A 16,042-nucleotide genomic window follows, 5' to 3' on the forward strand; every position below is an offset into this window, starting at 1 on the left:
GGCTTCGCTTCCCAAGCAAACTGTTCCCGGTTGATGCGTCACACGCTCGGCCTAGGATCTCGTCCGATCGTTAGCTCGCCAGTCTCCGTCCAAAAAATGGCTGCCCCAGCAACCGCCCTTCCGCCCTTTGTGCCGACTGCATCGATGTACGCCACCAGCTGCGGCCAGTAGCTTTCGAAACGCAGAGCGTGGTCAACAACGGGACCACTCTTGTGATCGACGATCATAAAGCCGTCGGTCCCCTCGGCGATCAGATCGACGATGATGCTCTGACGTCCTCCATCGGCCAGCTCGAACTCGATTGGCTGTTCGACATGCAGACGGGGATAGCCGAGATCCGTGAGTGTCTGACCAAGTGCTTGCGCCTGCTTCGCGAGAAGCTCGACCTCGGCCTCGGACGCCCGGCAATGCTGGCCCACCCTATCTCTCAAATCTGGTCGGCACAGCAGGATCCGCAAAGCCTCGTGAACAGCAGTTCCCTTATCCGTTGCCTGGGCGAGATCCGTGCCTGAGAGCCGAACACCATCCGCAATCGCTCTGGTCTCGATCTCACGCGGCAACGGGCGATGAGTTGAAAGCGCCAGTGACGGGCTGACCACCGGCTCCAGCTCCATGACTGGTCGCTGTTCAATGGCGAAACGCAGCTCGCGAGCCGACGCATCCAAGGCAACCCGGGTTTCAGCTGCGAAGGAAGCCGGGATTTCCTTGTCGCAGATCGTCATGCGAGCAGAAAAGCTGTCCGCATTGATAGTTATCTGATTTCCCTGCAGCGTGACGCCGCAGACATCGTTCATCAGACGGCGGGCCGTGATCGGCAATGGTGGCTCGACCTTCTCGTCATCCTGCGGCCACTCAATAATGAGGCGATTGCGCGCTCGCGTGAGCGCCACGTAGAGCAACCGACGCGCCGTTTCTTCGCACTCCGGGTAGAGCTCTTCGAGAAAACGATCGGTCGCTTCGGGCGCGGCAAACTCCGGCGCATAGGCCAGAGTTGCCTCGCCAATAACATGGTCGAGATTGTCAAAACCGGGAAACTTCGTGCTGAATGTCGCAGGTCTGGGGTCGAACTTGTGGTCCAATCCGCAAACTACGACGATCGGCCATTCGCGTCCCTTGGACGCGTGCCAGGTCACAATCTCGATCCCGTCTGCTTCAGCGCTTGCGGGATTGGGCCGCAGGTCCTCACCCTTCAAGCCAACCTTGTTCTCGAGCCATCCCAGGAACACGTTGGCGCTTTGACCATAAAAGCCGGAGGCCTCGCGCATGTCACGGTGAGCCTCCATGAAGGCTCCCGCTTCTGCCTCAAAGCGCAGCAGGTCTGCTCTCATCTGCGGCGGGTCATCGAGCAGATCGCACCACTCCCGAAGTCCTGATGCCCGGATCACCTGATGAACAAGGTGATCAACAGGGGTGGCAAGGGACTCGGGCCAGAGCGCTTCCAGCCCCGCGAGCTCCGGCGCAGCTATGCGACCATGCTGCGCAAGCGCGCCGAGCGCTTCGGGAAGAGGCGTTGCGCCCGGCCCCAAGGTCGCCATGCATATTGTCGCGTGGCGGTCATTGGGGTCCACGGCGACGCGGAGAGCGAAGCAGGCGGCCTGAACCACCTTGCTCTGCCACCAGCCGCCTTCAGCCACGCGTACTGGCAATCCCAGCGAGCGCAGAGCACCTGCATAGCTCGCACAATGACTATGCGTTGGGCACAGAACGGCAATGTCTCGCGGCTCGAGTTCTCGCAGCTTCTTCGAGTGACGATCAATGATCACAATCTTCTCGTCGGCCAGCAGCGACAAAAGCTTGTCGGCAATGAAATGCTGAGGTTTGCCGCTGGACCTCGAATTGCGTTTGCAAGCCAGCTGCATCACCTCCAGCGCAGTGTCAGGTCCTGCTCGATTCTGTGCAGTCAGCGGCGTGTAATCTTCGCCAAAGAGACACGGGCCGAGCGCATTGACGAAATCCATGATCCGCGCATCGGAACGCCAGTTGCGATGGAGCGGGCTGGTTTCGAACTGGTTCGTGAGGGCGACCGTGAGCCGCGGATCAGCGCCCTGAAAACCCATGATCGCCTGTTTGGTGTCGCCCACAATCAGCGCATGCTTGGCTTGGCGCGCCAATGACCACAGGAAGGTAAACTGGATCGGGTTTGTGTCCTGGAACTCGTCGACAATGACGCAGTCCACTTCGTCCATGATTGCTGCAAGGACTTCAGGCTTTTCGTCGAGGATCCTCGCGGCGTTCGTCACCATATCGCTGAAGTCGATAACGCCAAGCTCTCGCTTGCGGGTTTCATAGTCAGACATGGCTGCCTGAGCGCCCTCGACCAACGCGCGCGCGTGGAGAATGGCATCTTCAAGCGGGCCCGGATGGGAGACGAGTTTGTCGGCGGCCGCCATGACTGCATCTGCCAAGTCGTCGTATCCATCGGGGGTCGGGCTGCCGCGCTTCGACTGACGAAGACCGCGGAGCTTCTGCCACAGACGCCAGTCCTTGCCCTCTCCTGCCAGCATCTGCGCAGACTGTTTGAGCGCCTGGAAATTTTCCCGGAAGTCGCTCTTTGCGGTCGCATTGGTTGCAGTCTCGGCCAAGGATCTCGGGAAGGCATGAAGCAGGTCGTCGACGGCTGCCTTCAACCCGGCTGCCAGTGCATCAGTCCTGCCCTGCGGCTCGCCATAGCCTTGCCGGATCGATGCTTCGACAAAATCGGCCATAGCCGGATCACTGCCGCGCGGGCCAAGCGTTCGCAGCAGCGCGATGACGCCCAAAAGCCGTTTGCGAAAACTGTCTTCAGCACTTTCGTCCGAAACAAAACTGCCGCGATAGCCGAATGCCGCGAGGTTACGCGACAGCTCGCGCAGCGCATCATTTTCCTCGATCGAGCGGCGGATCAGCAGGTCCTGCTCATCTTCGGCGATCAAGCGCTGCTGCGGCGATGACCCGGACGCAAAGGCATGCTCGATCAGCAGGCGCCGGCCGAGACCATGAATGGTCGAGACATAGGCCCGTTCGACAGCGAGCGCCGCCTGGAGATTGCCATCACTGATCAGCGCACTCCTGATCCGCTGGCGCAGTTCGCCAGCAGCGGCCTCGGTGAAGGTAACGGCCAATATGCGCTCGGGCCGCACCTTTCCTTCCCTCACCCACTGGGTAAGGGTTTCCTGAATGTGGTGGGTTTTGCCCGCCCCTGCCCCTGCCGGCACAATCGAAAGTTCAGTCATTTTGATTATCCGTGAAGCTTACTGACGGCGCTGTGTCGTCGCGCATGAACGCTGCGATGAGCGGACTGTCTTCGAGCGCATAGGTGCTGAGGGCGGCTGATTTCTGGAAAGACTTGGCGTCAGCCGTGGTGTTGGTTTCCAAGCGGCCCGCTTTGAGCGCCTTGAACCTTGCGGAAATGAGTGAGACGGCATTCTTGGCAATGTCGCCGCCGACAAGTTCGACCTCAGCGTTGTCCAGGTCGTCGACACCGTTGAGCAGCAGATTGCCATCATTGAGCGTGTGGTAAGCGACCGCTGGCGGCGTCGGCCAACTGGTCAAAGTCTCCGCAATCCGAATGACACCTTCGCCGCTGCGCTCATCCACCCGAACCTCCATCCGGCGGTAGAGATCGACTTGCAGATCCCACCCCTTTTGAAGCCGGTCACGCCGGTTGCCGGAACTGCTTTTCTTGTAGTCGACAACGACTGGTTGCCCGTTGGGCAGCCGCAGCAGGCAATCGGCCTTCCCATGAATGGGGTGATCGAACAGACTGCCGCCCAGCCAGAATTCATTGCCCACGATCTCTGCGTCCAAAGACTTGAGAACCAGCGACCAATGCTTGGCGGATTTGATGATCTCCGTCTCAAGCATGTTGCGCTCTACGGTCCATGCAGAGGTCTGCAGGAACGGCGCGATGGCGCGGATGCGGTCAAGAAGCAGTTTGGGAACCTCGGCTTCGATCTGTTCAGGCGAAGGGTGGTCTTTCCCTGGCGGGAAGATGCGTTCGAACACTTCGTGAGCAAGCGACCCGCGCAGCATCACGTCGAGCGTCTCGGGCTGCCATGAGACATGTTCGGCCTCGAGTTCGGCCAACACCCAGGCGAGCGGGCTGACCAGCAGCTTCTCAAGCCGGCTCGGGCTTTGCGCGCGCGGTGTGCCGTCGTCTTTCTTGCGCAGGCTGAGGAGATCAAATTCGAATTCGTAGTGCGCCGGGACCTCGGGATAGGCCTTCGGCTCGATGACCGGACGTGGTTTCCAGCTGACCAGTCGGTCCCAGATCGTCCCATCGCTATGGCTGAGCGGTTCAATCAGCGTCTCTGGATCATCGATGCCTTCAACGAGCCGGGAGATCAGCGGCAAGCTCGATGAGACGGACTGCGCGTTGCCGGCGCGATCGCGCTCGGAGAGAAGGACAATCACCTGCTCGCTCGCAGCAGCCATCTGGCGATTGAACAGATCGAGCGCATTGCCGAGCTGCCTCGCCTGCGATGGCAGCTGAATGCCAGTCCGGTCGGCGATCAGGGCCACTTCACTATCGAGAAAGAAAGGGTTGCCGGACGGGGTTGAGGGATATTGTCCGTCGTTGAAGCCCAGCAGAAGCAGCTTGCGATAGGCTCGCTTTGGCGCCTCATGCGCGAGCATCACAGAGAGACCGCCAAGAAAGTATGGGGCCCTTGATGCAGCTTCTGCCTGATAGGCCGCAGCGATCTTGATGGCCCTTTCGAGCTCCGCCTCACCAGCATCCTGACCATTGCCAAGCGCGTTGATGACGCGTGCCGCATGCTGCTTGGCCTCGAAAACATCCTGCGCAAATGCGCTGCTTTGACTGAGGAGCCGCACGAAGGATCGGATTTGCTCTTTGAGCTGCCCATTGGTTGCAGGCGAAGGCGAGCGGATCAGCGAAAACAATGCCGCCTGATTGCCGGTCAGATCATAGGTCAGGCGCGGTGCAAAATCGCCTGACATCGCAGCTGTGGCGAGCGCGTTGCCCAATTCGGGAGGCCAACACAGGACTGGCGAACAATAAAGCGATGCAAGCGCCATCGCGGGCGCCGGGCGCCGACGACATTGGAGGAAATGCAAAAGCGCTTCCGGTCCGACATTTCGGCGCGCGCAGGGGCTTGGCAAAGACGACGCACTCAATCCTGCATGCTGCAGGCTTTCGGCGAGATAGAGACCATATTCGCTATTGGGCGGTACGATGACGCCGATGTCGCTCTGCTTGAGGTCTTGATCTTCGGCAAGCCAGCGCTGGATTATGGCTGCGGCCGCCTCGCATTCGGTCAAAGAGTCGCGGACGGAAAGAACGGCGAGGCTGTCGTCTAGGGGTGCAGGAGACGCATGAGCATCAAGCAGATGACGCTGCGCATGACCCAGGAATGTCGATGGCGAAGCTGAGTGGTGTTTACGCGCAGCGATAAGCCGGCCGAAATCAGGGTCCTCATCGATCAATCTGCCGTGATGACGCTCGAGGCGCTCAAGAACGGAGCGCTCCATACGCGTCAGATCTTCCCGATTGCGATCCCACACGACATCTAAGGACTGAAGCGCATCACCCACATCGCAGGCCAGAAAAGCTTTCAGTGCCGCAAGATCGGCAGGAAGAAGGTCCTGATTGCCCGACCAAAGGTTCGAGAGAGCCTCAAGGTGAAGGCGCGCCCGCGTGCCGGCGGGCAAGCATTCGGTTGTGATAGATGCCGGATCAAGATCGCTTGTCGCCATCATCAGGTGACGCAGCATCGCGCTCACCGCTGCTGCCGTTTGCTCCGGCGCGATTGCATAGCTTTCCGCCCATGGTGCAGCTTCACCAAGCTGCTCGAGGGCTTCGCGGACAGGCTTTTCGGTTGAATGGCGCAGAGCATAAAGGCTGGCGAGCAGTTGCGCGTTAAGCGGCATGCAGCTCGTAAAGGGCGCGTCCCCGATCCGGAGATAACAGTCTTCAAACATCAAAAAATTTCCCCCCAGCGCTCTGCTGACTGCCGACGCGCTTGTTCCCTGCCTCTCGCTTACGACAAATCTGGTCGCACCATAGTTTGGGCGGCGGCAAGTCGTTCGCACATAACGTCTTTGAGCCCCTCCGGCTGCTCGATGATCAGGTCCCCTGCCCAGCCAAACAGGTGGTTGGCCAGCTCGACCAAGCCTCCGGAACTGAAGCGAACCACGAGCTCTTCGCCATCTTCTTCGATCTGTTGTTTGGGATGAAATCGCCAGGCGCGGGCCCGCTCGGTGGCATGGGGCAGAATTCTCAAAACGATGTCGTGGTCAGCCTCTTGCCAGATGCCGAAGCTTCGGGCCATCCAGGCATCGAGATCCCAGTCCTCCGGCGGACAACCCACGACCCCGCTGTCCCGCACGTTGGTCATCCGGTCGAGCCGGAAGGTAAAGGGTGGATCGTCCCGGTCAGGCATCTTTCCGAGAAGGTACGTGATCGGTCCATGGATCAGGCCAAAAGGGATGACCCTCCGCCAAGAAGGCTCATCTGCCCAACCCGGTCGATAGTCGAAATCAACACAATGGCTGGCAAGGATTGCCGACTGGATTGTTGTGAGGTCTTCCGGAGAAACCATTACTGCTGGCCCTGCCGCAACGCGTGATCGTTGCAGCTTGGTCAGGAGCTCCAGATCATTGTCGAGACGGCGCCGCTCGGCGCTGTCGAAGGCAATTTTGGTCTTGGAAAGCAGCTTCTCGAGGGCATCGGTGTTAGCCGTACCTTCTCGCCGCCCTGCTTCGACCACGGATTGAAGCGCAGCCACCTCAGCTGAACTCGGCCGGGCATAGGCTCGGCCAGGGCTATCCTTGATCCTGAAGCGCTTGATGCGGCCATCGACCATTTCCTCAAGGTCGAAGTGGATCAAGATCACATTGCGCATTCGCTCAACCGTGCGGCGGTTCACTCCGAGCAAGGCCGCCATTTCGTCCAGGGTAAGGCCTTCGATGCTCTGGGTGAGCGCGTGCACAAGTTTGAGGGTGCGATCGAGGTTGCTGAGGCGCTGTGACATGAACAAGCACTGCTAACTATTTGTTCGCAGTGAGCAAGCTGGATCGAACAGTTGATGCAATTATATGACCAATTTTGTCGCACATCGGTGGTTTAAGGTCATGGCCGGAACCAAACCAGAGGGAAACCACCGCTATCATGGCACGCCGCTCGCCTTATCAAACCAATCTCGATCTCGACACCAAGGGCGAAGCCGCACACTTCGCGCAGGCTGCAGCAAAAATCCTGCAAAGCCTGACAGCGCATCAATTGAAACGCTCCGGCGAGGATTTGATCGAGCTTATCGAACGGGAAACACCCGTCCCTGGACTGCGCAGGATCGCCAATCGTGAAAGCCCTACGATCGCCGAAACGAAGGTTATCGCTCGCCAGCTGACATCAACGCCCGGTGAAACGACAGAGCTCGATCGGCTCCTGTCCTGGATCAGCGATCTGTTTGGCCTTGAGCCAGCCGACACGGTCATTCTGGGCGTTTTTGCGCGCTGGGGACGATACGAGAGCTGGCGCGAACTGGTGCGGCGCGGACCGTTCTCATGCAGCAACTTGTCCCCGAGGGTGATCGGACGCCTCGCCAGCCTTCCAAGCAATATGGCAGAGCAAAGGCTTGTTCAGGGATCGCCGCTCTTCGCATCGCGGCTCATCAATGATGATCGCGATGGCGAATACAGCCTGAGCTCTCTGCTCAAGCGCCTCATCTGTTTGAACGCCGCAACGCGGGAGGAGATGCTGCGCTGGCTTTTGCCCGAGCCCGAACTTGGTGCGCTGGGCTGGGACGATTTCGAACATCTCAACCCGCTGCGAGACATCGCATTGAAGGTTCTTGCGACCAGACACCCTGTCAGCATTCTTCTGTTCGGCGACCCCGGCACAGGCAAGACCGAATTTGCGCGGACACTCGCTGCTAAGGCGGGCAGCGGAGCAACTTTCGCTGGGCTAGCGGATGACTACGGCAACGAGCCTGACCGGTCGGAGCGACTTGACCATCTTATGGTGCTGCGCGCCATGTGCCGTCACCACCGAGATCGGGTCATCATTGTCGACGAGGCAGACGACGTTCTGAGGATCAGCGAACGCCGGCCGACCTCGAAGCAATGGATTCACCGACTGGTCGAGAACCCCGAAGTGTCTACCATCTGGATCGTCAATGATCGGTCGCAGCTGAGTCCTGCAGTCCTCAGGCGAATGACACTGGCGATTGGGTTCGACAGGCCTCGCTTTGCCGTACGCGAACGAATTGTGAGGCGGTCGGCCGAGAATGTTTCGCTATCGCTAAACTCAGCGGAGTTGCGCGACCTTGCCAGTATCAAGGCGCCCCCTGCGGTGGTCGCAGCCGGGCTCAATGCCGCCAAGTTGACGAGCGGCGGAGCGGAGGTGGCAAAAACTGCGATCCACAGTGTCATGCGCGGCCTCGGTCAGTCATGTAAGCCCGAGATCTGCACGCGGTCGACCTATGATCCGCGATTGTCGAACGCAGAAACGGACCTCAAGCGTTTATCCCAGCAACTGGCCGCTTCACCGGATCGAGCATGGAGCCTGCTGCTTTCTGGACCATCCGGCACAGGCAAATCAGCCTTTGCCAGGCATCTTGCCGAGCTGATGGGGATCGAGATCGAAGAGCGGCGGGCATCAGATCTGATGAGCCCATTTGTGGGCGAGACCGAGCAGAACATTGCCGAGGCCTTTGCCAGCGCAGCAGAGCGCGGTGCCCTGCTCCTGATCGATGAGGCCGAGAGCTTCCTGTACCGGCGTGAGGCGGGACAGCGCAGCTGGGAGGTAAGGCAAGTGAACGAGATGCTGGTCCAGCTCGAGCATTTGCGCGCGCCCTTCGTCGCGACGACGAACCTCGCGGACAACTTCGATGCTGCAACCCAGCGCCGTTTCACCATTCGCACGTCATTCAAGGCGATGACGCAAAGCCAGGTAAAGGCGTTTTTCGAGAAAACCTTCGCACTCAGCTGGCCGCAGCGTTTTCCGCTTCACGAGGGGCAGACTCCCGGTGACTTTGCGGTTGTCGCGCATCGCGCGCGATTGCTGGGTGAGCGCGACCCGGGGGTTCTGGTCAGATGGCTCCTTGAGGAAATCGAAGCACGCGGAGAAACCACCAGGGGACCTGTCGGATTCCAATTGCCGTCCCTCGAGCCAAGTTCGCGCTTCCAAAACCCCGATCAAAAAGCTGCCTGAGTGATAATGGATCGCGTGTTGCGACCCCCTCTCGATTGACACCATCATCCATATGTAGTTGAGAAACCTTGATGTCCTATCTCGCCTGGATTGATTTTGACCCCGAAGAGCGTCGCCGCGCTCAAACACTGATCGACCTGTTCAAACAGCCCGAGGCCCGAGACGAGCTCGGCCTCGGCACGGTTCGTGACGGACTTGCCGATCTCCTCTTTCCGGGGACAAGCACCATCCAGACACGGCTGCGTTACATGCTGTTCATCCCTTGGATCTACCAAGAGGCCCAGAGCCGTAAGGCCACACAGGCGGAGCGCGCAGCGATCGCGCGCGAGCTCGAATTCCAGTTGAGCGAAGCACTGCTCCGTGGCGGCGAGACTGTCGGTGTGATCGGGCGCGACGCCGGGCGAAACCTGAAGCGCCTTGCATCAAGCGTTTATTGGGCAGGCTTGAGCACGCTCGGCATTCGGGGGCTGTCGGGCAGCCAGTCAACATTTCTGTCATATGGTCCCGAGAGCTTGAAAGATCATGATCTCAAACTTTGGGCGTCAAACCTTCCTAAGGCGCCGGCAAACCTCTTGGATGAGGCTTCCTTTACGCTCGAAAAAGGCGAAGCGGACTTCTTGCGAGACCGGCTTGAAAGTCACGCAGCTAACAGCTTGCTGAACGAACTGGCGCGCAAGGGCAAAACCTTCACGGAGGATTGGCCCTGGCAAGTCGGCGTCGACACCATATCAGACTACAATCGCGCAATCCTCCGGCACGCCGAACGATTTTCCGGCGTGATGTACGGAGCCAGCCTTCTTTACAATCTGCTCCTCGCCCTTCGTGCTGCGGATCGGCCGAACGCCAAAACGCACGCCGATGCTGCTGATTTAGCAGCACACTACCGCGCGAGCATTGAAGACTGGAAGTCGGAGCTCGACAATCTGTCGTTGAACGATTGGGATCTCGATGATCTTTTCGCTCTGATCGGCAAGACCAGCCATAACCTCACCAAGCCGTCGCGAGACTTCATCCGAGGATGGGTGACAATTGTGCGGGACAGCGGTGGCACCATCGAAACCGATCAAGCGGCAATAGAGCTGATCAAGCAGCGAGAGCATGGGCTGAAACACAGGAAGGCGAGGCTCCTACACGATGCGCCGCTTGAACGTTGGTCAGGTGCATCAGGTGACGCGCGGCTCGATTTCAGATGGGGTATCGCCAGCCGCTACCTCGGGGAGCTTGCTGATGCCGGTTGACCCTGCCTTCGACCCTGAAAATCGCGAACTCTACACAGCGCTCATGCGTTCGCCAGATGGCTACAGGTTCGATCACGCCGTAGCCACCACCTATTCCCTCGATTTCGAGACTGCCCTCGCGATCCCAATCGCAATCGTGTTTCGCGACGCCGAGAATCGTGACGAAATGCTGCGGAGCCCCTTGGCTCTGCTGCAGAGCGTAGAACGGATGGCGAGCCGGATGGCGATCTACTGCGATCGTGGCCGCATCAAGGAAGCGCGTCCGAGTGCGGCCCGCCTGATGGCCCTCTATGAGAAAACGATCACCGAGGTTTCGGCCCCGGGAGGCGGCGCATTTCACCCCAAATTGTGGTGCATTCGCTTCCAGCCAGATCGTAAGGGCATGCCGGTTCGCATGCGGCTGGCGATCCTTTCTCGCAACCTGACCAATGATCGATGCTGGGACTTGGCGCTCTGTCTCGACGGCACGGTCGCTGACGAGGTTTGCGAAGACAACGAGCCAGTCGTTGCGCTTCTACGCGCTCTTCCAAGCATGGCAAATGCAGCCAATCGGCCGACACCGCCAAAATTCTTGCCTTCTCTGCTGCGCGATCTGTCCCGCTGCTGGTGGGAAGATCTTCCAGCCGGCGCAACGAAGGTTCGCTTTGCCGTTAATGGCGTTGAAGCGGGAGCTTGGGCGCCTCAAAAGGGCGAGCGCATTGCAATTCTGTCGCCGTTTGTAAGCGGCAAAGCGCTTCAGCAATTGGCATCGGGCTACGATGATCCTGCGGCTTGCCAACTCATTGCTCGCGCGGAGGAACTTGACTGCATCAAGCCCGACATTCGCAAACGATTTGAGCTACATACTCTCGAAGACCGCGCGACCGAGTACGAGGAAGAAGACCGGGAAGAGGTCTTTTCAGCCGATCTCGAAGGTCTTCATGCCAAAGCCTATGTGGTCGAGCGCGGATCACGCCTGCACATTCATCTTGGTTCTGCCAATGCAACGACCGCTGCACTCGTCCCAACCCACCAAGGCCGGACGCAGAATGTCGAGATAATGGCGACGCTTGATGGCCCGAAATCGCGGATGGGAACCATCGAGGATGCGGTTTTTTCCGAGGGATTTCGGCGCCTTCTCGCCCCTTACACGCCCTCTGAGCCGCCTGAGCAGGATGCCGCAGCGGCAGCCGAGAAGGTACTCGACAAACTCCGGATCAAAATCGCGTCGATCGCTCTTGACCTTCACTGCACGCAGCTGACGGATACCGTCGCGCTCGAGGCGGAGATCGCAGGGAAAGCCCCATCGCTCGAACTGCCCGACGGGGTAAGCTGTTCCATCCGCGCAATCACAGTGGCGAACGAGCGCGGGCATGACGCCGCTGCGCTGTTCTCGAGAGCGCAGCCTCGATTGGCACTCGGTTCGGTGCCTTTGAGCGAGGTCACCCGTTGGTTGGCCATTCGCCTTCGCGACGATGAGACGGGCGTGGAGATCGCCTTCACCCTTGGCGCACGCCTCGTCGGGGTGCCCGATGGGCGCGACGCTGCCGTGCTCAGAGCTCATATTGCGAATGTCGAGAACTTCTTCCGGTATCTCAGCCTGCTCCTCGGTAGTTTGGGTGAAGGTAGCTTCCTCGAAAGCGAGGCTGCCGGCGAGGGGCAATGGCTGCGAAGGCTTGGCCAGGGCGGAGCATCCCTGCTTGAGCCGATGGTTCGCGCGTTGAGCCTTGATAGCGGCGAGCTCCTCGAAATTGATCAGCTCATCAAGCGTCTTGAAGATCCCGCGGGTCCGAGCCTTGTGCCGCCAGAGTTTCTCGCACTTTGGTCAAGCTTTGCGCCGCTCTTAGGCAGCAAAGGAGCGCGGGTATGACCTACCGGGCGGACGATCATCTGGCGCTTTTGAAGCCTTTCCAGCGCGCCACGGTCGATTATGTGTTCCAGCGTCTGTTTACGGATGCCTCTCCCACGCGCCAGTTTCTCGTTGCCGATGAAGTCGGCCTGGGAAAAACCATGGTTGCGCGTGGCGTTATCGCCAAGACGATCGAAGAACTGACCGGGAAGGTTGACCGGATTGATGTCGTCTACATCTGCTCCAACCAGGCGATAGCCGAACAGAATATCAAATCGCTCAATGTCATCGGATCAGCGACGAAGCCGCTGAACACCCGCCTCACGCTTCTGCCGCTTGAAATGGATTTGAAGGGAGGGATCGGGTCCAGGCCCATCAATCTCATCAGTCTAACGCCGGGAACCGCACTCGATCTCAAGTCGTCGTTGGGGACGGCAAAGGAGCGCGCGCTCATCTATGAGATGCTGCGAAAGAGGATTGGCATCCGGCATCGCGGCGTGCAGCGCATTTTTCGCGGCGGAGTGACTCCAGACAATTGGCCCGGCTGGACAGACTGGATGCGCGTCCAGCCGATTTCGAAGGAGATATCCGAGAAATTCAACGCAGCCGTCGGGGATGATTTCATTGAGCGCATTCGCGAAGCAGCGGAACTGGCGCGGAACCAGAAGAAGCCGGACTACCCGTCCGACCAGCGACCGGCCGCGATAATCGGCGAACTTCGCCGGATCCTTGCACGGATTTGCGTCGACGCCCTTACCCCGGATCTCATCATTCTGGACGAGTTCCAACGTTTTGCTGAATTGCTGCATGAGCATGATGAGAACGTTTCGCCCGAAAAGGCAGCGGCTGCGGAGCTTGCTCGGGCACTGTTTTCATACTCGGGCTCCGACGGTTCTGCGGCACGTTTGCTGTTGCTGTCCGCTACGCCTTACCGAATGCTCAGTTTGAGCAGCGACGATCCCGAAGAAGGCGATCACTACAGCGATTTTCTGCGAACCATGCGCTTTCTATTCGGCGACGTAGACGGCGAAGCGCGTGTCCGGGAACTTGAGATTGAGCTCTCCCAATTCCGGCGGGCGCTGCAGGCCATGCCTCAGTCAAGATTGGCCGCACGCATCCAGCGCGACCGCGTCCACCACATCCTCAGCCAGGTTATCGCTCGGACGGAGCGCGTAGACTCCACTTCCGACCGCAACTCGCTGGTCAGAGAGTTGAAGCCGCCGCTGACGGTCGAGACGGATGACCTGCGGGAAGCGAAAGCAGTCGCGCAGGTGGCAGAGCTGGTCGGCGCGCCGGGCGTCATCGAGTATTGGAAATCGTCGCCTTATCTTCTCAACTTCATGCGTGGGTACAAGCTGCGAGAACGGCTGCAGACAGTCAAGTTGCGGCCAGCCAAGGAACTGCGGACGGCGATCAGAGCCGCCGCACCCTTTTTGATCGACAAGGCTCAGGTCGAAAACTTCGAAGAGATCCCGCTTCGTAACGGACGGATGCGCGCCCTCGCCGACACTGCGTTCCAAAACGGCCTTGATCGCGCGCTCTGGGTTCCTCCGTCCCGTCCGTCATTCGGAGATCCCGTTCCGGCGACAAAGACACTGGTCTTCTCGGATTGGTCGATGGTCCCGGATGCGATTGCAGCGCTGCTCTCACATGAAGCAAGCCGACGCATGAACATGTCGCCGGACCTGGTGGGACGCACAAGCCGTCCAATCGGTGTCGAAGAAATGATGCCGATGTTGTGTCCTTCTCCGACCCTTGCGGCTTGGGTTGATCCCTTGCAGCTCGAGCAGCGCTATGGGCGAGCCACCAGTTATACCGATTTGCTTACCCAAGCTCGTCAGGCTCTCAGGGAACGCCTCGATCCGTCCTGTCTTGCTCGACTGGCGGAGCGGTCCGACCGTCTGCTTCCTCTTGCCATCGAGGCCGAGCTCGGCCGCGGCGTAGATTGGGGCCGCGTCGCCGCTATCGATCATGAGGCGCACGAAGAGCATGGCGCTATGGCACGGACGATCGACGTCATCGATGCGGCGCTTTCATCCGACGATCACCAAGGTGATCCGGATTCAAGGGACATTCTCGACAAACTTGCGGAATCTGCGCTTGGCTCGCCTGCCATATGCGCACTTCGGGCCCTCGCTCGCCTTTGCCCAGAACTGAAGATCGACGATCCTGTGCTCATCGGTGCGTCTATCGTGATCGCGCTTGGTTTTCGCAGCCTCTACAATCAGCCGGAAAGCCGGGCTCTGCTCGAGGAAGCTTCGCCGCTCAACTATTGGCGCCAGATCAATGCTCACGCAGCGCAGAATGATCTTGCTGCAGTGCTGGATGAGTATCTGCACCTGGTCCTTGAAGGTGAGCGCGCCGAGCAAGCCGATGCAATCGAACGGGCCCGGACCATCGCCATCAAAGTGGTCGAGGTTGTCGCCCTGCGGCCGGCTCAGATTACGCTCGACCAATGGACTGCCGGCCGCTCTCGCTTGCAGGATGAGACATTCGAGATCCGCGCTCGGTTCGCCATGCGGTTTGCAACCAAAGCCGAAGAAGAAAAGGGCGTGCGCCGAACCACCCTGGTCCAGGCTGCTTTCAAATCACCTTTTCGCCCGTTCGTGCTGGCATCCACGTCGATCGGTCAAGAGGGGCTCGACTTTCACCCATATTGTTCGCGGATCGTCCACTGGAATCTTCCGCGTAATCCGGTTGATATCGAGCAGCGTGAGGGGCGCGTCCATCGCTTCAAGAACCATGCTGTGCGCCGAAACATTGTGGCAGATTTTGGCGCTTGCGCCTCGGCGCTGGTCGGTGTCGAGGCGCCATGGACCGCGATGTTTAGGGAGGCGGAGGATCAGCAGACGGCCGATGGGCATCCTGGGGATATCGTACCCTACTGGATCTATCCTGGCGACGCGAAGATCGAGCGCGTGGTGCTGATGCCACCGTTCAGCCGTGAGATCGAACGCTATGAGAACCTGAAGAAGTCTCTCGCCACCTATCGACTTGCATTTGGCCAACCGCGGCAAGACGAGATGATCGAACTCTTCTCCGGGATGAGCGAGGAGATCATGGGTGAGCTGGCCGAGCTTCAGATTTCGCTGAGACCAGGAACTCGTTTGAGTATCGAACCAAATCAATCCACGACGGGGTAATTGGGCATCGGCCACTCGTGCTGCGGATTGTCCATCATGAGATCGATAAAGATGGGCAGGAGGCAGCCTAGCAGCGAAGCACCATCGCGAACCTGATCGCGATTGACGTCGCTGTTCCAGGTCGACCCACCGTGCACCAGCTGATTGCGCAGAACGTAGAGTCGGTCGAACAGGATCGATAGTATTCGGGCTGTGTCGTGCTCTCTCAGCGCGTTTTTCACAGCAGTCCGGCTACGCTCAAGCCTTTGATCCCAATCAGCGTAGCCTGGGACGCCATTTTTATGCTGCCAAAAGGTATGAAAGACATAGCGATTGTCGAGGAGCAGCCGGATCTCCTGACTGAAACGGTCCCAGACCGCATCATAAACGCGGTGGCGCCCGTCAAACTTCACCAAGGTGGAGAAAAACGCCTGAAACAAGCCTCGCTCGCCCTCGGGTGCTGAGCTGCTTGCCGATGCTTCAACGTCGCCCGCATAGGCCGCATTGAAGCCAATCCACAGCAGGATGAAGCGAACATCATGGTCCGCGTCTTCAATCTCAGCGCGGCGAAGCCACGATAAGGCGCGATGAGCCCGGAGGGCTAAAGGCGTAGGAAAGGCATCGCGGCAAAGCCGTTGCTTTTCCTTCAACGCTTCAGGGTGAAGCGGATCGCCCGCCGGGTATCGATAAACCATGTCTTGGA

At 59.3% G+C, this 16,042-nt stretch carries 8 protein-coding genes; 4 read left to right on the top strand and 4 right to left on the bottom strand.

Annotated features, from left to right (window positions below; all coding sequences use genetic code 11):
• Positions 1 to 38: 38 nt before the first annotated feature.
• Genes ACSSV3_RS08830 through ACSSV3_RS08840 form a run of 3 tightly spaced genes read right to left on the bottom strand, consistent with a single transcriptional unit; the run spans position 39 to position 6,971 of the window.
• Positions 39 to 3,212, bottom strand: a complete 3,174-nt coding sequence (locus ACSSV3_RS08830; protein ID WP_354324255.1) for a UvrD-helicase domain-containing protein — start codon at positions 3,210 to 3,212, stop codon at positions 39 to 41.
• Positions 3,205 to 5,919 (bottom strand): PD-(D/E)XK nuclease family protein, encoded by a 2,715-nt coding sequence (locus tag ACSSV3_RS08835; protein WP_354324253.1) that lies wholly within the window; start codon positions 5,917 to 5,919, stop codon positions 3,205 to 3,207. Before ACSSV3_RS08835 ends, ACSSV3_RS08830 begins: the two co-directional genes overlap by 8 nt.
• Before the next feature lie 59 nt (positions 5,920 to 5,978).
• A complete protein-coding gene (locus ACSSV3_RS08840; protein WP_354324252.1) occupies positions 5,979 to 6,971 on the bottom strand; it encodes a helix-turn-helix transcriptional regulator in 993 nt (330 codons plus the stop codon).
• 137 nt (positions 6,972 to 7,108) lie between these two features.
• Here ACSSV3_RS08840 and ACSSV3_RS08845 point away from each other — a divergent pair, with 137 nt between their 5' ends.
• The 4 genes from ACSSV3_RS08845 to ACSSV3_RS08860 all read left to right on the top strand — a co-directional run bounded on the left by ACSSV3_RS08845 (position 7,109) and on the right by ACSSV3_RS08860 (position 15,360).
• A complete protein-coding gene (locus ACSSV3_RS08845; protein WP_354324250.1) occupies positions 7,109 to 9,151 on the top strand; it encodes an AAA family ATPase in 2,043 nt (680 codons plus the stop codon).
• A 71-nt stretch (positions 9,152 to 9,222) separates the two neighbouring features.
• Entirely contained in the window at positions 9,223 to 10,389 is a 1,167-nt protein-coding gene (locus tag ACSSV3_RS08850) for a DUF6361 family protein (RefSeq protein ID WP_354324248.1), read from the top strand.
• The gene (locus ACSSV3_RS08855; RefSeq protein WP_354324246.1) at positions 10,379 to 12,238 is read left to right on the top strand and encodes a phospholipase D family protein; all 1,860 of its coding nucleotides are present in this window, start codon (positions 10,379 to 10,381) and stop codon (positions 12,236 to 12,238) included. Before ACSSV3_RS08850 ends, ACSSV3_RS08855 begins: the two co-directional genes overlap by 11 nt.
• The gene (locus tag ACSSV3_RS08860; RefSeq protein WP_354324244.1) at positions 12,235 to 15,360 is read left to right on the top strand and encodes a C-terminal helicase domain-containing protein; all 3,126 of its coding nucleotides are present in this window, start codon (positions 12,235 to 12,237) and stop codon (positions 15,358 to 15,360) included. Before ACSSV3_RS08855 ends, ACSSV3_RS08860 begins: the two co-directional genes overlap by 4 nt.
• Here the strand turns inward: ACSSV3_RS08860 and ACSSV3_RS08865 are convergent.
• Entirely contained in the window at positions 15,342 to 16,034 is a 693-nt protein-coding gene (locus tag ACSSV3_RS08865; RefSeq protein WP_354324242.1) for a hypothetical protein, read from the bottom strand. The genes ACSSV3_RS08860 and ACSSV3_RS08865 overlap by 19 nt on opposite strands.
• Positions 16,035 to 16,042: the final 8 nt, after the last annotated feature.

The sequence above is a fragment of the Porphyrobacter sp. MBR-49 genome (genome assembly GCF_053628655.1).

Excerpts from the sequence above, each read along its gene's own strand:
- ACSSV3_RS08830 (WP_354324255.1), bottom strand. The coding sequence starts at position 3,212 with ATGACTGAACTTTCGATTGTGCCGGCAGGGGCAGGGGCGGGCAAAACC.
- ACSSV3_RS08835 (WP_354324253.1), bottom strand. The coding sequence starts at position 5,919 with ATGTTTGAAGACTGTTATCTCCGGATCGGGGACGCGCCCTTTACGAGC.
- ACSSV3_RS08840 (WP_354324252.1), bottom strand. The coding sequence starts at position 6,971 with ATGTCACAGCGCCTCAGCAACCTCGATCGCACCCTCAAACTTGTGCAC.
- ACSSV3_RS08845 (WP_354324250.1), top strand. The coding sequence starts at position 7,109 with ATGGCACGCCGCTCGCCTTATCAAACCAATCTCGATCTCGACACCAAG.
- ACSSV3_RS08850 (WP_354324248.1), top strand. The coding sequence starts at position 9,223 with ATGTCCTATCTCGCCTGGATTGATTTTGACCCCGAAGAGCGTCGCCGC.
- ACSSV3_RS08855 (WP_354324246.1), top strand. The coding sequence starts at position 10,379 with ATGCCGGTTGACCCTGCCTTCGACCCTGAAAATCGCGAACTCTACACA.
- ACSSV3_RS08860 (WP_354324244.1), top strand. The coding sequence starts at position 12,235 with ATGACCTACCGGGCGGACGATCATCTGGCGCTTTTGAAGCCTTTCCAG.
- ACSSV3_RS08865 (WP_354324242.1), bottom strand. The coding sequence starts at position 16,034 with ATGGTTTATCGATACCCGGCGGGCGATCCGCTTCACCCTGAAGCGTTG.